This window comes from Aeromonas sp. 84A (assembly GCF_051919345.1).
GTDB lineage: Bacteria > Pseudomonadota > Gammaproteobacteria > Enterobacterales > Aeromonadaceae > Aeromonas > Aeromonas veronii.
Window position 1 is genome coordinate 2,750,286 of sequence record NZ_JBQBEW010000001.1, and the last position, 16,802, is coordinate 2,767,087.

Sequence of the window (16,802 nt, forward strand, 5' to 3'; positions counted from 1 at the left end):
TCTCCTTAGAGAACCAAGTGCTCTGATTTGACCCGCACCATCATGCCGGTCTGCAGTTGGACCTGTACATCGTCCTTGGTTACTTCCTTGATGGTTGCCGGAACCGGGAATTTACCCATAACGACGCGCACATCCTGGCCCACTTTCAGCGTAGCGGCATCCACTTTAACCAGCGGAGCGTCAGCGACCGGTGCCTTGGCGGCAGCTTTCGGCTTGGCAGCTACATCAGCTTTCTCGGTTTTGCGCACAGCAGGACGACGGGGTTTCTTGGCCTTCTCATCCTTCTCTTTGGTATTGGTACGACGGCTGGCGAATACGCGCTCTTTGCTCTCTTTCAGAGCTTGCTTGGCGTGCTCGATGTGCTCTTCGGTCAGCAGCTCGCCCGGGTTGCCATCCAGATCAACGCGAGCCTGGCCAGCTTTGAGACCGTGCAGGTAGCGCCAGCTGGAGGTGTATTGACGCAGTGCGGAACGCAGCATGGTCTTGGAGACTCTGGCATCGTCAGCAAGACGCTCGGCCAAATCCTGGAAGATGCCAATCTTGAGCGGCTTGGCCTCTCCTTCAGCAACGAAGCAGGCCGGGAATTTCTCGACCAGGTAGGCAACGATCTCTTTACTGTTCTTCAGCTTCTCAGTGTTTTCCATGTATAACCTTGGCTTTCATATAAACGCACGGGCACGTCCCGAGCACAACAAAGGCCCCATTATAGAGAGCTTGGGGCCTTTTGCGAACCATCTAGCAATGACTTAGAGCATGCTTTCCAAAATTTGCACCGTTTCTTCGAGGCCAATCCGGTCTTGCTGGTCGAAACGGTTAAAAATCGGACTGTCGATATCGAGCACCCCGATGATCTCGCCACCACGGCGCACCGGGATCACGATTTCCGAGTTGCTCGCGCCATCGCAAGCGATGTGACCGTCGAACTGGTGGACATCGTCAATGAGCTGGGTTCTCCCCTCTGCCACTGCCGTACCACACACCCCGCGGCCGACCGGGATCCGCACGCAGGCCGGTTTACCCTGAAATGGCCCCAATACCAGGGTCTCGCCCTGCAACAGATAAAAACCGACCCAGTTGATCTCCGCCAGCTCCTGATTAAGCAGTGCGGAGAGGTTGGCCAGATTGGCAATAAGATCGGTTTCCCCCTCCAACAGCGCCTTGGCCTGCTGGTTGAGGGTGCGATAAAACGGTTGTTTTTCAATCATGATTAAATGAACTTCACTCCCTGATGGTTTGGGGAAGGTAACGCCTGGCCGGGAAATTTCAAATATTTTTTCCACTCCCCACCTCTTGCGCCGTTATTCCCGGGCAACGGAAAGCGCCAATTGCTGGCGTTGACCATTACTCCACTCGATATTTAACAACCAGATCATGACGGGTGATGTACAGCTCCCCACCTGGGTCACCCCCTGCCACTGTCCGTCTATTCCTTCAAAGCTCACCGGAATGGTGCCCATAAACATATCTTTGCCTTCGAGTGTCGCTTTCACCGGTTTGATGGCCGGATCGCCGCCGGTAATAGCGATGGCAAAGTCATGTTCGGCGCGCAGCGGTAATTCCTTGATGGCGACCGTCAGCGGCTTGTCACCAATCAGCGCGCTGCAAGGGGTGTGGGAAAGATCACAAATCTGATCTTTTTTCTGGTCAGCAGAGACGCTGTTATCGGCCGAAAACCAGGTGCGATAGGCCATCAGCGCCAATAACAGCGCCAATACCAGTACGAGGTGCAAAACTTTACGTGCGGTAAGTCTCTCTTTCATCAAAAACAGCCCGATTAAGATGCAATTAAAATAGTTTTTTGTGATCTCGAACAAGGTAAAAAACTGCCATATCGAGACCAGACGGAGCCAAATATATCACTGTTTATACTGTTATTTTACCTGTCACTTCAGTATCATTCCCATGCAGTTTTCATTTAGCCATCTTTTGCTTTTCCTTTCGTTAACAGATGTTAACAACTGGTCGGCGGTGGCTGATGAAGCCAGTCCGGTCCTCCGGATACAAAACCAAACAACAGCAGCATCGGAAGCGGAATATAACGATGAGCCATACAACTAACCATCCTGAGTACAACTACACCGTTGTTCGCCAGTTTACCGTCATGACGATTGTCTGGGGAATTGTCGGCATGTCGGTTGGCGTACTGATCGCAGCCCAGTTGATCTGGCCTGCCCTCAACTTCGAGACCCCGTGGCTGACTTACAGTCGTCTGCGGCCCCTCCATACCAACGCAGTGATCTTCGCCTTCGGCGTCAGTGCACTGATGGCCACCTCGTTTTACGTGGTGCAGCGCACCTGTCAAACCAGACTGTTTGGTGGCCCGCTGGCAACCTTCGTCTTCTGGGGCTGGCAAGCAATCATCCTCTCTGCCGCCATCTCTCTGCCGCTGGGTTACACCTCCGCCAAAGAGTATGCCGAGCTGGAGTGGCCGATTGATATCGCCATCACTGTGGTATGGGTCGCCTATGCCATCGTCTTCTTCGGCACCCTGATGAAGCGCACCACCTCCCACATCTATGTGGCCAACTGGTTCTTCGGCGCCTTCATCATCACCGTTGCGGTGCTGCACATTGTCAACAACATGGAAGTGCCGCTCTCCGGCATGAAGTCCTACTCCATGTACTCCGGCGCCATGGACGCCATGGTGCAGTGGTGGTATGGCCACAACGCGGTAGGCTTCCTGCTGACCGCTGGCTTCCTAGGGATGATGTACTACTTCGTGCCCAAGCAGGCCGGTCGCCCGGTTTACTCCTATCGCCTCTCCATCGTCCACTTCTGGGCGCTGATCTCCCTCTATATCTGGGCCGGTCCGCACCACCTGCACTACACCGCACTGCCTGACTGGGCTCAGTCACTGGGCATGGTGATGTCCCTGATCCTGTTCGTCCCCTCATGGGGCGGTATGATCAACGGCATCATGACCCTCTCCGGTGCCTGGCACAAACTGCGTTATGACCCCATCCTGCGCTTCCTGATCGTCTCCCTCTCTTTCTACGGCATGTCGACCTTCGAAGGCCCGATGATGGCGATCAAAACCGTCAACGCCCTCTCCCACTACACCGACTGGACCGTCGGTCACGTGCACTCCGGTGCGCTGGGCTGGGTTGCCATGGTCTCCATCGGTGCGGTTTATCACCTGATCCCGAACTTGTTCGGCCAGGGCCGGATGTACAGCGTCAAGCTGATCAACGTTCACTTCTGGCTGGCGACCGTGGGCACCGTGCTCTACATCGTTGCCATGTGGATTTCCGGCGTGATGCAGGGCCTGATGTGGCGTGCAGTCAACGAAGACGGCACCCTGACCTACAGCTTCGTTGAAGCGCTGCAGGCATCCTATCCCTTCTATTTCGTGCGCTTCCTGGGTGGCTGCTTCTTCGTCACCGGCATGTTGCTGATGGCTTACAACGCCTATCGCACCATCACTGCGCCCAAAGGTTCTCTGGAACCTGTCGCCCAGCCAGCATGATTGAAGAGGTCAACCCATGAGCAACAATAACCGTCACGAAATATTTGAAAAAAGCGTTCCCATGCTGGTGGTCGGCATCATCTTCGCCATCAGTCTGGGGGGCCTGGTTGAAATCACTCCGCTGTTCTTCCAGAAGCAAACCACCGAGCCGGTGGAGGGCCTCAAGCCCTACACCGCCCTGCAGATGGAAGGACGCGACATCTTCATTCGCGAAGGCTGCACCAACTGCCACAGCCAGATGATCCGTCCGTTCCGTGCCGAAACCGAGCGTTACGGTCACTACTCGGTCGCAGGCGAGAGCGTCTGGGAGCACCCCTTCCTGTGGGGCTCCAAGCGTACAGGTCCGGATCTGGCCCGTGTCGGTGGCCGCTACTCCGACGAATGGCACAAGGTTCACCTGATCAACCCGCGCGATGTGGTACCGGAATCCAACATGCCCGCCTACCCCTGGCTTGATACCAATGTGCTGACCGGCGAGATGACCGCCAAGAAGCTGGCGCTGTTCCGCGATCACTTCGGTGTGCCCTATACCGACGCCGATATTCAGGGTGCGGGCGAAGCCGTCAAGGGCAAAACCGAGCTGGATGCGCTGGTGGCCTATCTGCAATCACTGGGTCATGCCCTGAAATAAGGAGGCGAAGATGGACTACGGCACATTTCGCGGTCTGTATACCCTGCTGTTGATGGCCATCATGATTGGCATCATCGTCTGGGCCTACAGCAAACGCCGCAAGACCTCTTTCGACGAGGCTGCCAATCTGGTTTTTGCCGATGATGAGCAACCCGGTGCTGATAAAAAGAACGCAGGAGCGAAACAATAATGAGCACTCTGTTTAGCATTTTTGTGACTGTCATCAGTCTGGGAACCATCCTCGGCTGCTTCTTGCTGCTGATGTGGTGCCGCAAGGACAAGATGGGTGTTGAAGAAGGCAAATCGATGGGTCACTCCTTCGATGGCATCGAGGAGATCAACAACCCGCTGCCGAAGTGGTGGACTTACATGTTCCTCTTCTTCATCGTCACCGGTCTGGTCTATCTGGTCGCCTTCCCGGGGCTTGGCAACTTCAAAGGCCTGCTGGGCTGGCAAAGTTCCAACCAGGACGTGCGCTCGCTGGCCGAGTCCAAGGCTGCAACCGAATCGGCCAAGGCCGAAGGTCGCGCAGTGGAGTATGACCGCGAGGTCGCCAAGGCTGACGAGATCTACGGCGCCAAGTTCCGTGAACTCACCTATGAAGCGGATGGCAAAACCTATCGTGCCATTACCGAGATCGCCAAGGATCCGGAAGCCCTGAAAGTGGGTCAGCGCCTGTTCCTGCAGAACTGCTCCCAGTGCCACGGCTCCGATGCCCGTGGTGGCCGTGGCTTCCCGAACCTGACCGACAGCGAATGGCAATGGGGCGGCCAGCCAGATCAAATCAAGACCACCATCATGGGCGGTCGCCAGGGGATCATGGCTGCCTGGGGTGAAATCCTCGGCAAAGATGGCGTTCAGGAAGTGGCCTCCTATGTGCTGAGCCTCTCAGGTCGCAAAGTCGACCTGGTGGAAGCGAAGAAAGGTGAAGCACGCTTTGCCATCTGCGCTGCCTGCCACGGGGCCGATGCCAAGGGCGGTGTTGCCGTCGGTGCGCCTGATTTGACCAACAACACCTGGCTCTACGGTGGCTCCCGCGAAGTGGTGGTGCAAACCATCACCCACGGTCGTCACGGCGTGATGCCAGCCTGGAAAGACATTCTGGGTGAGGACAAGGTTCACCTGCTGGCCTCCTACGTTTACAGCCTGTCTCATCAACAGTCTGCCAAATAAGGTTCGCCCGTAACGTTGTAACATGTGATAAACACGTGATTACACAGCAAAAAGCCTCGACTCCTCGAGGCTTTTTGTTATCTTGTGTTGCGTAAAAACCATCTTCCACGTTAATCATTCGTTTCATGGCAGTAGCAATCATGACCCAACCTCTATCCAAACCGTGGTATCGCCAATTCTGGCCCTGGTTTATCATCGCCCTCCCCACTGCCGCCGTGGTCGGCAGCATCGCCACCGCCATCATCGCCAGCAAGGATGGGGTCAATCTGGTGGCCGAGGACTATTACAAACAAGGGAAAGAGATCAATCAGGACTTGAGCAAGTTTGACCGCTCCGAAGCGCTCAATATCCGCTTTGGACTGGAGGTTGACGGCAACGAGCTGACCCTCAAACCCATCAGCGGTGACATTCCTGCCGGGCAAGCTCTCTATCTCTCATTGTTTCACCCGACCTTGGCCGGTCAGGACAGCGAACACATGATCACCGCCGATGCGAGCGGCACCTATCGCCTCCATTTCGACAAGCCGCTGGTCGGCAAGTGGCACATTCGGGTCGATGCCTTCGATCATGAGTGGCGATTGCAAGAGACCGTCCAGCTGCCCACCCTGGGCCCTGTCGAACTCGACCCGAAAGGACGCTAAGCCATGACCGGCTGTTCTCACTGTGGCGAGCCGGTGCTCGCCAGCGCCCCTGCTGCTTGCATTCTGCATTCAGGGGGGCATAACGCATGACCCCCTGTTTTCACTGTGGCGAGCCGGTACCCGCCAATAGTGGCTATTCCCTCGAGATAAAGGGGATTGTTCGCCCCATGTGCTGCCCCGGTTGTCAGGCGGTGGCGGAAACCATCATGGAGTGCGGCCTCGCCAGTTACTACGATCACCGCACCGCCCCCGGTACCAAGGGGGATCTGGTACCCGAGGAGCTAGCCGCCCTCACCCACTACGATCTGGCAGAAGTGCAACAGGATTTTGTCACCGACAGCGGTACCCTTCGCGAAATCCAGCTGACAGTTGAAGGGCTCACCTGCGCCGCCTGTGCCTGGCTTATCGAACGCCACCTGATGACCCTTGGCGGCCTGCGCTACATCAACGTCAACACCACCACCCACCGGGCCCGCATCAAGTGGGATCCGGGCCAGCTCTCCCTGAGTGACATTCTCAAGGGATTTGCCCAAATCGGCTATCGTGCCTACCCGTTCCAGACCCATCAACAGGAGGCGCTCTACGCCAAAGAGGTGCGCAGCTATATGTTCCGGCTGGCACTGGCAGGGCTGGGCTCGATGCAGGTGATGATGTGCGCCGTGGCCCTCTATATGGACCTCTTCATCAGCGTTGAAGATGAGTTCATGGTCTACTTCAAGTGGATAAGCCTGTTGCTCTCCACCCCCATCATGATCTATTCAGCCCAACCCTTTTACGTGGGTGCCTGGCGCAGCCTGAAACAGGGCCACCTGTCGATGGATGTGTCGGTGTCGCTGGCGCTGATCGGGGCTTTTATCGCCTCCATGTGGGCCACCGTGTTCAATACCGGTGAGGTCTATTACGACTCCATCACCATGTTCGTCTTCTTCCTGCTGCTGGGGCGCTTTCTCGAGTTGCGGGCCCGGCGTAAGGCGTCGGAATCGAGCTCCAACCTGGCCAGACTGGTGCCCATCATGGCGACCCGCATCGATGATGAAGGGGAGCATGAGGTAGCGGCCAAGACCTTGCAGGTCGGTGATCGGGTACGGGTACTGGCCGGCGCCACCTTGCCGGCGGACGGCATCATTGTCGAAGGGCAAGCCAGCCTCAACGAATCCATGCTGACCGGTGAACAGCTGCCCCTGCTCAAACAGCGCGGTGAGCAGGTCTATGCCGGCACCATCAACACGGATGCGCCGCTGCAGATCCGGGTCAGCCACCGTATTGAAGAGTCGCGGATCGCCCAGATCATGCGGCTGCAGGATCACGCCCTCGACGACAAACCGGCCATCGCCCAGATGGCGGATCAGCTGTCGCGCCACTTTATTCTGGTGTTGCTGATCATTGCCGCTGCGGTCTGGACCTTCTGGCACTTCCATCAACCGGATCAGGCGTTCTGGGTCACCCTCGCCGTGCTGGTTGCCACTTGCCCCTGTGCTCTGTCGCTGGCCACCCCGACGGCGCTGACCTCGGCTACCGCCAATCTGACCCGCAACGGCATTCTGCTGCGCCGTGGTCATGTGCTGGACGTGCTGACCAAGGCCAACCGGATCGTGATGGACAAGACTGGCACCCTGACCACAGGTGAGATCAGTCTGACAGGCACCACTTCCTTGGCAGAGATGGACGAGACGCAATGCCTCGCCATCGCCCGGGCCATGGAGGCGCAATCCGAACACCCCATTGCCCGCGCCTTCCGGCTACCTGCCGACAGCATCGCCGTGCTGCCATCCGCCCGCGAGATCACCCCGGTCATCGGTCACGGCATCACGGCGCTGGTGGATGGCGTACGCTACCGCATCGGCAGTGCCCGCTGGCTTGGGCTGGATCCGGCGCAAGAGCGCGGCCGCGGTCTGGCTATCTATCTGGCCGACGAGCAGCATGTCTTGGCCCGCTTCAATCTGGAAGATACCCTGCGCCCCGATGCCAGGGCGCTGATCGCGGCATTCAAGGCAGCCGGTCTGCAAACTACCGTGCTCACAGGCGACAGCTCTTTGCAGGCAGACGAGATTGCCCGGGAACTGGGGGTGGATGAGCTGGTCAAGGGAGTCTCACCCGATGGCAAGCTGGCCTACCTCAAGGCCCGGGAAGCCCAGGGGGATATCAGCATCATGGTGGGCGATGGCATCAACGACGCCCCGGTACTGGCCGGGGCGCACGCATCGTTCGCCATGGCCGGTGGCACCGATCTGGCGAAAAACAGCGCCGACGCCATCCTGCTGGCCGATGACCTGAGCCGACTTCTCGAGGCCAGAGTGCTGGCAATGCGTACCCGCAAGATCATCATCGAGAACTTCGCCTGGTCCATCGGTTACAACCTGCTGGTGCTGCCGCTGGCAGCCTGCGGCTGGCTGCCCCCCTATCTGGCGGCGGCGGGCATGTCGCTCAGTTCACTCATCGTGGTAACCAACTCCATGCGCCTCAACCGATGAGGCTGGTGGCGGAAAATAGCTGAAAATGTGGCCTGCCTCCGATGCAGGCCACATTTCTCACTGATAGCGGCTGGCCCCCTGCCAGAACAGGGTTACCATAGGGGACGCTTGCCAAGGATGAACGCCAAGGTACCTCCCATGAATATAATTTTTGTCCTGATCCCCATCGCTATCCTGTTTGTGATCATCGCCGGGGTCGTCTTCTTCTGGGCCATTCGCTCCGAGCAGTTTGAAGATCTCGACCGGCAGGGTTCCAACATCCTGTTTGACGAAGAGCAACCTGCCCACAAACCCGTAAAGCCTACTGACCATGACCCACAACCTTGATCTGGCCGGCGCCCTGCTGGTCGGACTGGCAGGCTCCGCCCACTGCTTCGGCATGTGCGGTGGCGTCTCTGCCGCGCTCTCCATGGCGATCCCCGCCAACAAGCAGCATTTTTGGGGGCGGCTTGCCTATCTGCTCAACTACAACCTCGGCCGGATCCTGAGCTATGTCATCGCAGGAGCCTTGGTGGGCGGCCTGCTCGCCACCACCAGCGAGCTGGGCGCAGGCAAACACGCTATTGCCGGCTTACGCCTGGTGGCGGCGTTATTGATGATTGCGCTTGGCCTCTATCTGGCGGGCTGGTGGCAAGGGATCTTGCTGCTGGAGCGGCTCGGCGCCAGACTTTGGCCCCGTATCAAACCGCTGGCGGGCAAATTTCTCCCCTTCACCTCACCGCTGCAGGCATTGCCCTTTGGCATGGTGTGGGGTTGGCTGCCCTGCGGGCTGGTCTACTCCATGCTGACCTGGAGCGCGGCGGCCGGTTCGGCCAGCGGCGGGGCGCTCATCATGCTCTTTTTTGGTCTCGGCACCCTGCCCACCCTGTTCGCGTTGGGCGGGCTTGCCGATCGCCTGAGATACTGGCTCACCCTGCGCAGTTTGCGCCTTGGCGGGGCCCTGCTGCTCATTTTGTTCGGGGTGCATACCTTCTGGATTGGCATTGCTTCCTTTTGAAACCCTATCCAAAACGGATGAGTTGATGGTAAACTTGTTTGATATAAATCAATTATTCGTATGAGCCTATGATCCCGGAAAAGAAACCTGGCAGACGTATCCAGAGCGGTGGCTGTGCAATTCATTGCCAGGATTGCAGCATCAGTCAGCTCTGTATTCCCTTCACTCTGAACGACAACGAGCTTGATCAGCTGGACAGCATCATCGAGCGCAAGAAGCCGATCCAGAAGGGTGAAGAGCTGTTCAAGGCTGGCGATGAGTTCAAATCGCTCTATGCCATCCGTTCCGGGACCATCAAGTCTTACACCATCACCGAGCAAGGGGATGAGCAGATCACTGCGTTCCACCTCGCTGGCGATCTGGTCGGGTTTGATGCCATCAACAAGCAGGCCCACCCCTCCTTCGCCCAGGCGCTGGAAACGGCCATGGTGTGCGAGATCCCGTTTGAAGTGCTGGATGATCTCTCCGGCAAGATGCCCAAACTGCGCCAGCAGATCATGCGTCTGATGAGCAGCGAAATCATGGGCGATCAGGAGATGATCCTGCTGCTCTCTAAGAAGAATGCTGAAGAGCGCCTCGCTGCCTTCCTGCACAATCTGTCGGTACGCTTCTCCGAGCGCGGTTTCTCCGCCAAGGAGTTCCGTCTCTCCATGACCCGTGGTGACATTGGCAACTATCTGGGGCTGACCGTTGAGACCATCAGTCGTCTGCTCGGCCGCTTCCAGAAGTCCGGTCTCATCAGCGTCAAAGGCAAATACATTACCGTGCTGGATCAGGTCGCGCTGGGCATGATGGCCGGTGCAACTCGCCCGCCCTGCGGCTGATTTTCCGCTCCCCTCTCACTTTTCTCCTGCTTTTCCTGCCGGATCCTTTCCTCTGGAATGTGATCCGGTACGTTCCCCATACCCTCCTCCTGCGCTAAGCTGTAATGGCTAAGATTCTGCTGTCATTGGACTTTTCCAAGGAGGAGAAGATGGTCAAATATCAGAATATTCTGGTGGTTATCAATCCAGAAGAGGAGCGTCAAATCGCCCTCGAACGGGCAGTCAAAGTCGCCGAGCTGGACGAAAACGCCCATCTGACCCTGCTGCTCACCATCTATGACTTCTCGTATGAAATGACTGCCATGCTCTCGGTGGACGAGCGGCAAGAGATGCGCGACGGCGTCATTTCACAGCGACGTGAGTGGCTGGACGAGATCCTGACCCCCTATCGGGCACAGGGGATCGAGTGCGAGGTGAAAGTAGTCTGGCACAATCGCCCCTTCGAGTGCGTCATTCAGGAAGTGCTGGAGCAGCGCCACGATCTGGTGGTCAAAGCCACTCATCATCACAGCTTCCTGCAAACCTTCATCTTTACCCCCACCGACTGGCACCTGCTGCGCAAATGCCCCTGTCCGGTGCTGCTGGTCAAGGAGGGGCACTGGCAACGGGGCGGCAACATCATCGCCGCCATCAACTGCTCAAGCGACGATCCGGATCAGAAATTGCTCAACGAACGGATCACCCAGGAAGGAAGCGACATCGCCGAGCTGCTGGGCTCCAACCTCTATCTGGTCAACACCTACCCAGGCACTCCGGTCAACGTGGCCATCGAGCTGCCGGAGTTTGACCCCAACGCCTACAACGAAGCGATCCGCAAACATCACGAAAGCCTGCTGCTAAGCCATGCCGACAAGTTCGGGATCGGTCATCTCTGGACCCGGGTAGCAGAGGGGCTACCGGAAGAGGTGTTGCCGGATATGGCCGAAGAGCTCAAGGCGACCCTGATGATCATGGGCTGCGTCGGCCGTACCGGGCTTTCTGCAGCTTTGCTCGGCAATACTGCCGAACATGTGATTGACCGCCTCTCCTGCGACATCCTGATCCTCAAACCGGCGGACTACAGCTGCCCGGTCGACAGTCGTCGCAATCAATCATAAGGTGCCTGGCACCTTGCCCTCCCCCGGGACATGGCTATAATAACGCGCTTATTTGTGTCCCGGGTTTTACGAGCATGCTAGAAGAGCTGAACGCCAAAGAAAAATACAGTTTTAACAAACTGCAGAAGCGCCTGCGGCGCAACGTGGGTCAGGCCATTGCCGACTTCAACATGATTGAAGAGGGCGACAAGGTCATGGTCTGCCTCTCCGGCGGCAAGGACAGCTTCGGTATGCTCGACATACTGATGAGCCTCAAAGCCAGCGCCCCCATCCATTTCGATCTGGTTGCCGTCAACCTGGATCAGAAGCAGCCCGGCTTCCCCGAGCATGTGCTGCCCGAGTATCTGGATTCCCTCGGCATCGAGTACAAGATAGTCGAGGAAGATACCTACTCCATCGTCAAGGAGAAGGTACCGGAAGGCAAAACCACCTGCTCCCTCTGCTCACGGCTGCGCCGCGGTATTCTCTACCGCACCGCCCAGGAGCTGGGTTGCACCAAGATTGCCCTTGGCCACCACCGCGACGACATCCTCGAGACCCTGTTCCTCAACATGTTCTACGGTGGCAAGCTCAAGTCCATGCCGCCCAAACTGGTGAGCGACGATGGCAAGAACGTGGTGATCCGCCCGCTGGCCTACTGCAAAGAGAAGGATCTGATCCGCTACGCCGACGTCAAAGCCTTCCCCATCATTCCGTGCAACCTGTGCGGCTCGCAGGAGAACCTGCAGCGTCAGGCCATCAAGCAGATGATGCAGGATTGGGATCGCCGCTTCCCCGGTCGTATCGAGACCATGTTCACCGCCATTCAGGACGTGATCCCGAGCCACCTGCTCGACCACAAGCTGTTTGACTTCAAGAGCATCAACCGCGACTCCGGCATCATCGATGGCGGCGACAAGGCGTTTGATCCGCCCGAGATGCCAAAGGCGCCGCTGCTGGACATCGACGAGATGGACATGCTGGATGTGATTGAAGTGCGCTAAGCCGCGCTCACAGTAGTAAACGCCAAACAATAAAAAAGGAGCGAACATCGCTCCTTTTTGCTTTCTGGATTGGCCTGTCACTGCGGTGACAGCGCGACCGATCTCACCCTTTATGCAGCCAGGGGGTCAGTCGCAGCACGTCAGCCTGCAGGCGCAGTTGCCCGGCGGCGAACGCGGCCAGTTGCTCATTGCTCAGCAGCAGGTGGCCTTCCTGCCAGGGTAGTGCTTCCTGACGGGCGCCATCAATCAGATAAGCAGTGCCGCTCTGCTGCACCAGGGTAATGCGCACCCCTTCCATCTTCGGCAGGAAGTGCTTGCCGACCATGCCTGCCATCTTGTCGAGCAGCGACTGCATCTGCAGCTGACGGGCCGCCAGCTCGGCCAAGGGCAGCTCGGGCCCGTTCGGCGCATCTGCCATTACCTGTACCGTCATATCGCATGTGGCGTGCTCTTCTTTCAGGCCGACGGTCACGATCCCCTTGTCGAGGTTGAGATCCTCATCAAAAGGCAGGCGCAGTTCGCTATCGACCGTCACCTCGCCCGCCACTTCCTTGCTGTCGGTTGCAACCCGGGCAAAGGTGAGGCCGCAGCGCTGACCATTTTGCGGATCGGTCAGATAAAACCCCAGTCTGGCGTGACCAAACTCCCCTTTGGCAAAGGTCTTCATCTGGCTGTAGAAGGTGCTGTATTGCAGAGCCAGCACTGGCTCAGCCAGCGCCAGCCCTGGCAGCAAGAGCGTGGCCAGCAGACTCTGGCGCACAGCCTTGGTCACTCCATATCGACGGGTCATTCAACGTCCTTTTGCATCATGCATTGAAATGGTTGGGGCCTTCTGTCACCTCGTTAACCTCTACCCCCACCCCGCAGAGATCCCGATAGAGGATCCCCTTGCAGTTGAAATAGAGCGGTGCCACCCAGATAAGCCCCAACCCCATGGGGATCAGAGCCAGGAAGAAGAGCGCGGTCATCACGCAGTGGAACAGCACAATGCTTGGCCAGCCGCGTGCGAAAAGCTTGAGAGAGACCAGAATGGCCTGGGGCGGCGTCAGGCCGCGCTCCAGCACCAGCGGGACGGTAAAGAGCAGCCCCATGCCGATCAGAGCCGAGGGGATGAAAGAGAGTACTGCGGGCAATCCCAGCAGATCGAACAGCGGGCCAAACAGGCTGGTGAGCAGACTGCCAAGCAGGCTCAACATGCCGAGACGCACAAAGTGGCGAAAGAAGTCGAACACCTGGTTGGCTCTAGCGCGCACCCCGACCGACTGCTGCAACCCCAGCATATCGAGGGAGCTGGTCATGGGGGCCATCACCACCGTCATCAGCAGGCTCAGCACCATGGCCACATTCATCTGGCTGTCATCCCCCAGATAGGGCAACAGCAGCACATTGCTGAGCAGGATCCAGATCGCCGTCACTCCGACAATCGCCAGCAGCAGGCCAAATCCGGTACGGCGGGTCTGTTGCCATCCCTCCTGGATGACCCCTTTCAGATCAAGGCGATAGCCCTGGTTCAGAGACTGCTCAAGGGAGCCGCCAATACGCATTTTATTACTCAATTGACTATCCAATATCGAAAACGACCAAATCAGGTGGCACATTATAGCGATTTGGTCTGCTATTCGTAGCCGTTTTTCCTGCGCACTTGCGGCTAATTCGGGCCAAAAAGCCTTTAATTTCATGTGTCGGCTGCATAGAATGCGGCCCTCTTTCAACACGATGGCCACTGGCTGGGGTGAGACTGGCGGATGATGAACAATCCACAGGTAATTGTCGCGCTGAACAAGATCAGCAAAAAATACGATGGCAAGGTGATCCTGAGTGACCTTGACCTTGAAATCTATGACGGTGAATTTCTTACCCTGCTGGGCCCCTCCGGCTGTGGCAAGACCACCCTGCTGCGCCTGCTGGCCGGGCTAGAATCGGTCGACGGTGGCACCATCCATCTGGCCGGTGACGAGATCACCCATATCCCCGCCGAACACAGGCACATCAACACCGTGTTCCAGAGCTATGCGCTCTTCCCCCATATGACGGTGTTTGAAAACGTCGCCTTTGGCCTCGAGATGCAGAAAGTACCGGCCAGCGAGATCCGCCAGCGGGTCGAGGAGACCCTCGCCATGGTGCAGCTCACCGAGCTGGCCAACCGCCGCCCGGATCAGCTCTCCGGCGGTCAGCAACAACGGGTCGCCATTGCCCGCGCCGTGGTCAACAAGCCGCGCCTGCTGCTGCTCGACGAATCCCTCTCGGCGCTCGACTACAAGCTGCGCAAGCAGATGCAGAGCGAGCTCAAGGCGCTGCAGCGTCGCCTTGGTATCACCTTTGTCTTCGTCACCCATGATCAGGAAGAGGCGCTCACCATGTCTGATCGCATCCTGGTGATGGAAGGCGGCAAGATCATCCAGCGCGGCACCCCGCGCGATATCTACGAATCGCCAGCCAACCTGTTCGTGGCCCGCTTTATCGGCGAGATCAACGTGATGGATGGCAAGCTGATCAGCCAGCGCGAACCCGGTATCTGGCAGGCCGAGGTAGAGGGGCGAGAATGCCTGCTCCATACCGCCTTGCCGTTCCAGCCAGACGACAAGGTGCTGGTGCTGCTGCGCCCGGAAGATCTGCGCATTCTCGATCAGGATGACGATCAAAGTGGCGCGCTGCGGGGCAATATCCGCGAGCGCAACTACAAGGGGGCGACGCTGGATTCGGTGATCGAGCTCGAAAGTGGCAAACAGCTGCTTATCTCCGAGTTCTTCGACGAGGATGACCCCGACTTTGACTATCGCCTGGGTCAGGAGGTGGCGATCCACTGGGTCGACAGCTGGGAGGTGGTGCTGCCCTATGAGCCTCACTAATCTGCGGGTACCACACAGCTTTGCCCACAACGGCTTTCGCAACGGGGCCATCGCGCTGATCCTCGGCTGGCTGACGCTGTTTGTCTTCCTGCCCAACCTGATGATCATCGGCGTCAGCTTCCTGACCCGTGACGAGTCCGAGCTTATCGCGCCGCTCTTTACCCTGAGCAACTATGGCCGCCTGCTAGACCCGCTCTATTTCGAGGTGCTGCTCCACTCCCTCTGGCTGGCGCTGCTCGCTACAAGCATCTGCCTGCTGGTGGGCTACCCCTTTGCCTGGCTGCTGGCTCATCTGCCAGCGCGTATCCGCCCGCTGCTGCTGTTTCTGGTGGTGGTGCCGTTCTGGACCAACTCCCTGATCCGCACCTATGCGCTGAAAGTGCTGCTCGGCACCCGGGGGTTGATCAATGGCTGGCTGCTGGATCTGGGGCTTATCGAACGACCGCTGCAGATGATGTATACCGAGGTGGCCGTCATCATCGGGCTGGTCTACGTACTGCTCCCCTTTATGGTGCTGCCGCTCTACTCCAGCATCGAGAAGCTGGATAGCCGTTTGCTGGAGGCGGCGCGAGATCTCGGCGCCAACGGCTGGCAGCGGCTGGTGCGGATCATCTTGCCCCTCACCCTGCCCGGCATCATCGCCGGTTGTCTGCTGGTGTTCCTGCCCGCCATGGGGATGTTCTACGTCTCCGACTTGCTGGGGGGCGCCAAGCATCTGCTGATCGGCAACCTGATCAAGACCCAGTTCCTCAACAGCCGTGACTGGCCCTTTGGCGCCGCCATCAGCGTGATGCTGACGGTGCTGATGGCGCTCTTGGTCTACTGCTACTGGCGGGCGGGCAAGCTGCTCAGCAAGAAGGGGGAGCTGGCATGATGCGCGCACTGAAGGCTCTGTTCTTGCTGCTGGTGTTTGGCTATCTCTATGTACCCATCGGAGTGCTGATCGCCAACTCCTTCAACCTGTCGAAATATGGCATCGACTGGCGCGGCTTTACCCTGGGCTGGTATGAGAAGCTGTTTGCCAGCGCCAGCCTGATGCAGGCGGCCCAGCACTCCCTGACCATCGCCGCCCTCACCGCCACCGCAGCGACCCTGATCGGCACCCTCACCGCCGTGGCGCTGTTTCGCTATCGCTTTCGCGGCAAGCAGTACGTGAGCGGCATGCTGTTTGTGGTGATGATGTCCCCCGATATCGTGATGGCCATCTCCCTGCTGACCCTGTTTGTGGCCACCGGCATTGCGCTGGGCTTCTGGTCGCTGTTGATCGCCCACATCACCTTCTGCCTGCCGTTCGTGGTGATCACCGTCTACTCGCGGCTGTGCGGTTTTGATGTGCGGATGCTGGAAGCCGCGCGGGATCTGGGGGCTGGTGAGTGGATCATCCTGCGCCGCATCATACTGCCGCTGGCCCTGCCGGCGGTGATGGCGGGCTGGCTGCTCTCCTTTACCCTGTCGCTGGACGACGTGGTGGTCAGCTCCTTTGTGACCGGCCCGGCCTACGAGATCCTGCCGCTCAAGATCTACTCCATGGTCAAGGTGGGGGTCTCCCCCGAGGTCAACGCCCTGGCCACCCTGATGCTGGTCGCCTCCCTCGGGATGGTGCTGCTGGCGCAACTGTTACTGCGTAAACGGCAGGGTTAACCCTGCCCGTTTCGTCCCCGCCATCTTTG

Annotated in this window: 19 protein-coding genes; 14 read left to right on the forward strand and 5 right to left on the reverse strand. The window is 58.3% G+C overall.

The annotated features are described in order from the left end of the window. Nucleotides 1-5 precede the first annotated feature (5 nt). From proQ to ACTG20_RS12545, 3 genes are all read right to left on the reverse strand, one after another. The gene (gene proQ / locus ACTG20_RS12535; protein WP_005351923.1) at nt 6-644 is read right to left on the reverse strand and encodes an RNA chaperone ProQ; all 639 of its coding nucleotides are present in this window, start codon (nt 642-644) and stop codon (nt 6-8) included. 102 nt (nt 645-746) lie between these two features. Beyond that, nucleotides 747-1,205 (reverse strand): GAF domain-containing protein, encoded by a 459-nt coding sequence (locus ACTG20_RS12540; RefSeq protein WP_005360536.1) that lies wholly within the window; start codon nt 1,203-1,205, stop codon nt 747-749. Between the two features lie 93 nt (nt 1,206-1,298). Then, a complete protein-coding gene (locus tag ACTG20_RS12545; protein WP_194496458.1) occupies nt 1,299-1,760 on the reverse strand; it encodes a hypothetical protein in 462 nt (153 codons plus the stop codon). A 281-nt stretch (nt 1,761-2,041) separates the two neighbouring features. On the opposite strand from ACTG20_RS12545, the gene ccoN reads away from it, so the two are divergent. The 11 genes from ccoN to ttcA all read left to right on the forward strand — a co-directional run bounded on the left by ccoN (nt 2,042) and on the right by ttcA (nt 12,283). Further along, nucleotides 2,042-3,466 carry a cytochrome-c oxidase, cbb3-type subunit I gene (gene ccoN / locus ACTG20_RS12550; protein WP_005336616.1) on the forward strand — a complete coding sequence of 475 codons (1,425 nt, stop codon included), beginning with the start codon at nt 2,042-2,044 and terminating at the stop codon, nt 3,464-3,466. A 16-nt stretch (nt 3,467-3,482) separates the two neighbouring features. Further along, the gene (gene ccoO / locus ACTG20_RS12555; protein WP_005336618.1) at nt 3,483-4,097 is read left to right on the forward strand and encodes a cytochrome-c oxidase, cbb3-type subunit II; all 615 of its coding nucleotides are present in this window, start codon (nt 3,483-3,485) and stop codon (nt 4,095-4,097) included. Between the two features lie 10 nt (nt 4,098-4,107). Next, nucleotides 4,108-4,287 carry a CcoQ/FixQ family Cbb3-type cytochrome c oxidase assembly chaperone gene (locus ACTG20_RS12560; RefSeq protein ID WP_005336620.1) on the forward strand — a complete coding sequence of 60 codons (180 nt, stop codon included), beginning with the start codon at nt 4,108-4,110 and terminating at the stop codon, nt 4,285-4,287. Next, a complete protein-coding gene (gene ccoP / locus ACTG20_RS12565) occupies nt 4,287-5,270 on the forward strand; it encodes a cytochrome-c oxidase, cbb3-type subunit III (protein WP_021230094.1) in 984 nt (327 codons plus the stop codon). The genes ACTG20_RS12560 and ccoP overlap by 1 nt, the downstream gene beginning before the upstream one ends. A gap of 140 nt (nt 5,271-5,410) precedes the next feature. After that, nucleotides 5,411-5,911, forward strand: coding sequence for a FixH family protein (locus ACTG20_RS12570; RefSeq protein WP_194496438.1), 501 nt, complete (start codon nt 5,411-5,413; stop codon nt 5,909-5,911). Between the two features lie 86 nt (nt 5,912-5,997). After that, entirely contained in the window at nt 5,998-8,382 is a 2,385-nt protein-coding gene (locus ACTG20_RS12575; protein ID WP_194496437.1) for a heavy metal translocating P-type ATPase, read from the forward strand. Nucleotides 8,383-8,520: 138 nt separating this feature from the next. Then, nucleotides 8,521-8,709: a cbb3-type cytochrome oxidase assembly protein CcoS gene (ccoS, locus tag ACTG20_RS12580; protein ID WP_194496436.1), complete on the forward strand. Its 189-nt coding sequence runs from the start codon at nt 8,521-8,523 to the stop codon at nt 8,707-8,709. Further along, nucleotides 8,693-9,379, forward strand: a complete 687-nt coding sequence (locus ACTG20_RS12585; RefSeq protein ID WP_194496435.1) for a sulfite exporter TauE/SafE family protein — start codon at nt 8,693-8,695, stop codon at nt 9,377-9,379. The genes ccoS and ACTG20_RS12585 overlap by 17 nt, the downstream gene beginning before the upstream one ends. Before the next feature lie 68 nt (nt 9,380-9,447). Continuing rightward, entirely contained in the window at nt 9,448-10,203 is a 756-nt protein-coding gene (locus ACTG20_RS12590; RefSeq protein ID WP_005351934.1) for an FNR family transcription factor, read from the forward strand. A 149-nt stretch (nt 10,204-10,352) separates the two neighbouring features. Continuing rightward, complete coding sequence (uspE, locus tag ACTG20_RS12595; RefSeq protein ID WP_005345417.1) at nt 10,353-11,300, forward strand: universal stress protein UspE; 948 nt, start codon at nt 10,353-10,355, stop codon at nt 11,298-11,300. Nucleotides 11,301-11,374: 74 nt separating this feature from the next. Then, nucleotides 11,375-12,283, forward strand: a complete 909-nt coding sequence (ttcA, locus tag ACTG20_RS12600; protein WP_005336634.1) for a tRNA 2-thiocytidine(32) synthetase TtcA — start codon at nt 11,375-11,377, stop codon at nt 12,281-12,283. Between the two features lie 103 nt (nt 12,284-12,386). Here ttcA and ACTG20_RS12605 read toward each other — a convergent pair whose 3' ends face one another. Further along, nucleotides 12,387-13,073, reverse strand: a complete 687-nt coding sequence (locus ACTG20_RS12605) for a DUF2987 domain-containing protein (RefSeq protein ID WP_194496434.1) — start codon at nt 13,071-13,073, stop codon at nt 12,387-12,389. Between the two features lie 16 nt (nt 13,074-13,089). Then, the gene (locus ACTG20_RS12610) at nt 13,090-13,827 is read right to left on the reverse strand and encodes a hypothetical protein (protein ID WP_439987888.1); all 738 of its coding nucleotides are present in this window, start codon (nt 13,825-13,827) and stop codon (nt 13,090-13,092) included. A 201-nt stretch (nt 13,828-14,028) separates the two neighbouring features. Here ACTG20_RS12610 and potA point away from each other — a divergent pair, with 201 nt between their 5' ends. The 3 genes from potA to potC are packed head-to-tail and all read left to right on the forward strand — an operon-like array spanning nt 14,029 to nt 16,773. Beyond that, nucleotides 14,029-15,132 carry a spermidine/putrescine ABC transporter ATP-binding protein PotA gene (gene potA / locus ACTG20_RS12615; RefSeq protein ID WP_042083132.1) on the forward strand — a complete coding sequence of 368 codons (1,104 nt, stop codon included), beginning with the start codon at nt 14,029-14,031 and terminating at the stop codon, nt 15,130-15,132. Next, nucleotides 15,119-16,006: a spermidine/putrescine ABC transporter permease PotB gene (gene potB / locus ACTG20_RS12620; RefSeq protein WP_194496433.1), complete on the forward strand. Its 888-nt coding sequence runs from the start codon at nt 15,119-15,121 to the stop codon at nt 16,004-16,006. The genes potA and potB overlap by 14 nt, the downstream gene beginning before the upstream one ends. Next, nucleotides 16,003-16,773, forward strand: a complete 771-nt coding sequence (gene potC / locus ACTG20_RS12625) for a spermidine/putrescine ABC transporter permease PotC (protein WP_005345410.1) — start codon at nt 16,003-16,005, stop codon at nt 16,771-16,773. Before potB ends, potC begins: the two co-directional genes overlap by 4 nt. The last annotated feature ends 29 nt before the right edge of the window (nt 16,774-16,802 follow it).

Coding starts and splice junctions, on each gene's coding strand:
- ccoP (WP_021230094.1), top strand. CDS start 4,287: ATGAGCACTCTGTTTAGCATTTTTGTGACTGTCATCAGTCTGGGAACC.
- ACTG20_RS12610 (WP_439987888.1), bottom strand. CDS start 13,827: ATGCGTATTGGCGGCTCCCTTGAGCAGTCTCTGAACCAGGGCTATCGC.
- ACTG20_RS12605 (WP_194496434.1), bottom strand. CDS start 13,073: ATGACCCGTCGATATGGAGTGACCAAGGCTGTGCGCCAGAGTCTGCTG.
- ACTG20_RS12590 (WP_005351934.1), top strand. CDS start 9,448: ATGATCCCGGAAAAGAAACCTGGCAGACGTATCCAGAGCGGTGGCTGT.
- potA (WP_042083132.1), top strand. CDS start 14,029: ATGATGAACAATCCACAGGTAATTGTCGCGCTGAACAAGATCAGCAAA.
- ccoN (WP_005336616.1), top strand. CDS start 2,042: ATGAGCCATACAACTAACCATCCTGAGTACAACTACACCGTTGTTCGC.
- ccoO (WP_005336618.1), top strand. CDS start 3,483: ATGAGCAACAATAACCGTCACGAAATATTTGAAAAAAGCGTTCCCATG.
- ACTG20_RS12575 (WP_194496437.1), top strand. CDS start 5,998: ATGACCCCCTGTTTTCACTGTGGCGAGCCGGTACCCGCCAATAGTGGC.
- ACTG20_RS12560 (WP_005336620.1), top strand. CDS start 4,108: ATGGACTACGGCACATTTCGCGGTCTGTATACCCTGCTGTTGATGGCC.
- ccoS (WP_194496436.1), top strand. CDS start 8,521: ATGAATATAATTTTTGTCCTGATCCCCATCGCTATCCTGTTTGTGATC.
- ttcA (WP_005336634.1), top strand. CDS start 11,375: ATGCTAGAAGAGCTGAACGCCAAAGAAAAATACAGTTTTAACAAACTG.
- proQ (WP_005351923.1), bottom strand. CDS start 644: ATGGAAAACACTGAGAAGCTGAAGAACAGTAAAGAGATCGTTGCCTAC.
- potB (WP_194496433.1), top strand. CDS start 15,119: ATGAGCCTCACTAATCTGCGGGTACCACACAGCTTTGCCCACAACGGC.
- ACTG20_RS12570 (WP_194496438.1), top strand. CDS start 5,411: ATGACCCAACCTCTATCCAAACCGTGGTATCGCCAATTCTGGCCCTGG.
- ACTG20_RS12545 (WP_194496458.1), bottom strand. CDS start 1,760: ATGAAAGAGAGACTTACCGCACGTAAAGTTTTGCACCTCGTACTGGTA.
- potC (WP_005345410.1), top strand. CDS start 16,003: ATGATGCGCGCACTGAAGGCTCTGTTCTTGCTGCTGGTGTTTGGCTAT.
- ACTG20_RS12540 (WP_005360536.1), bottom strand. CDS start 1,205: ATGATTGAAAAACAACCGTTTTATCGCACCCTCAACCAGCAGGCCAAG.
- ACTG20_RS12585 (WP_194496435.1), top strand. CDS start 8,693: ATGACCCACAACCTTGATCTGGCCGGCGCCCTGCTGGTCGGACTGGCA.
- uspE (WP_005345417.1), top strand. CDS start 10,353: ATGGTCAAATATCAGAATATTCTGGTGGTTATCAATCCAGAAGAGGAG.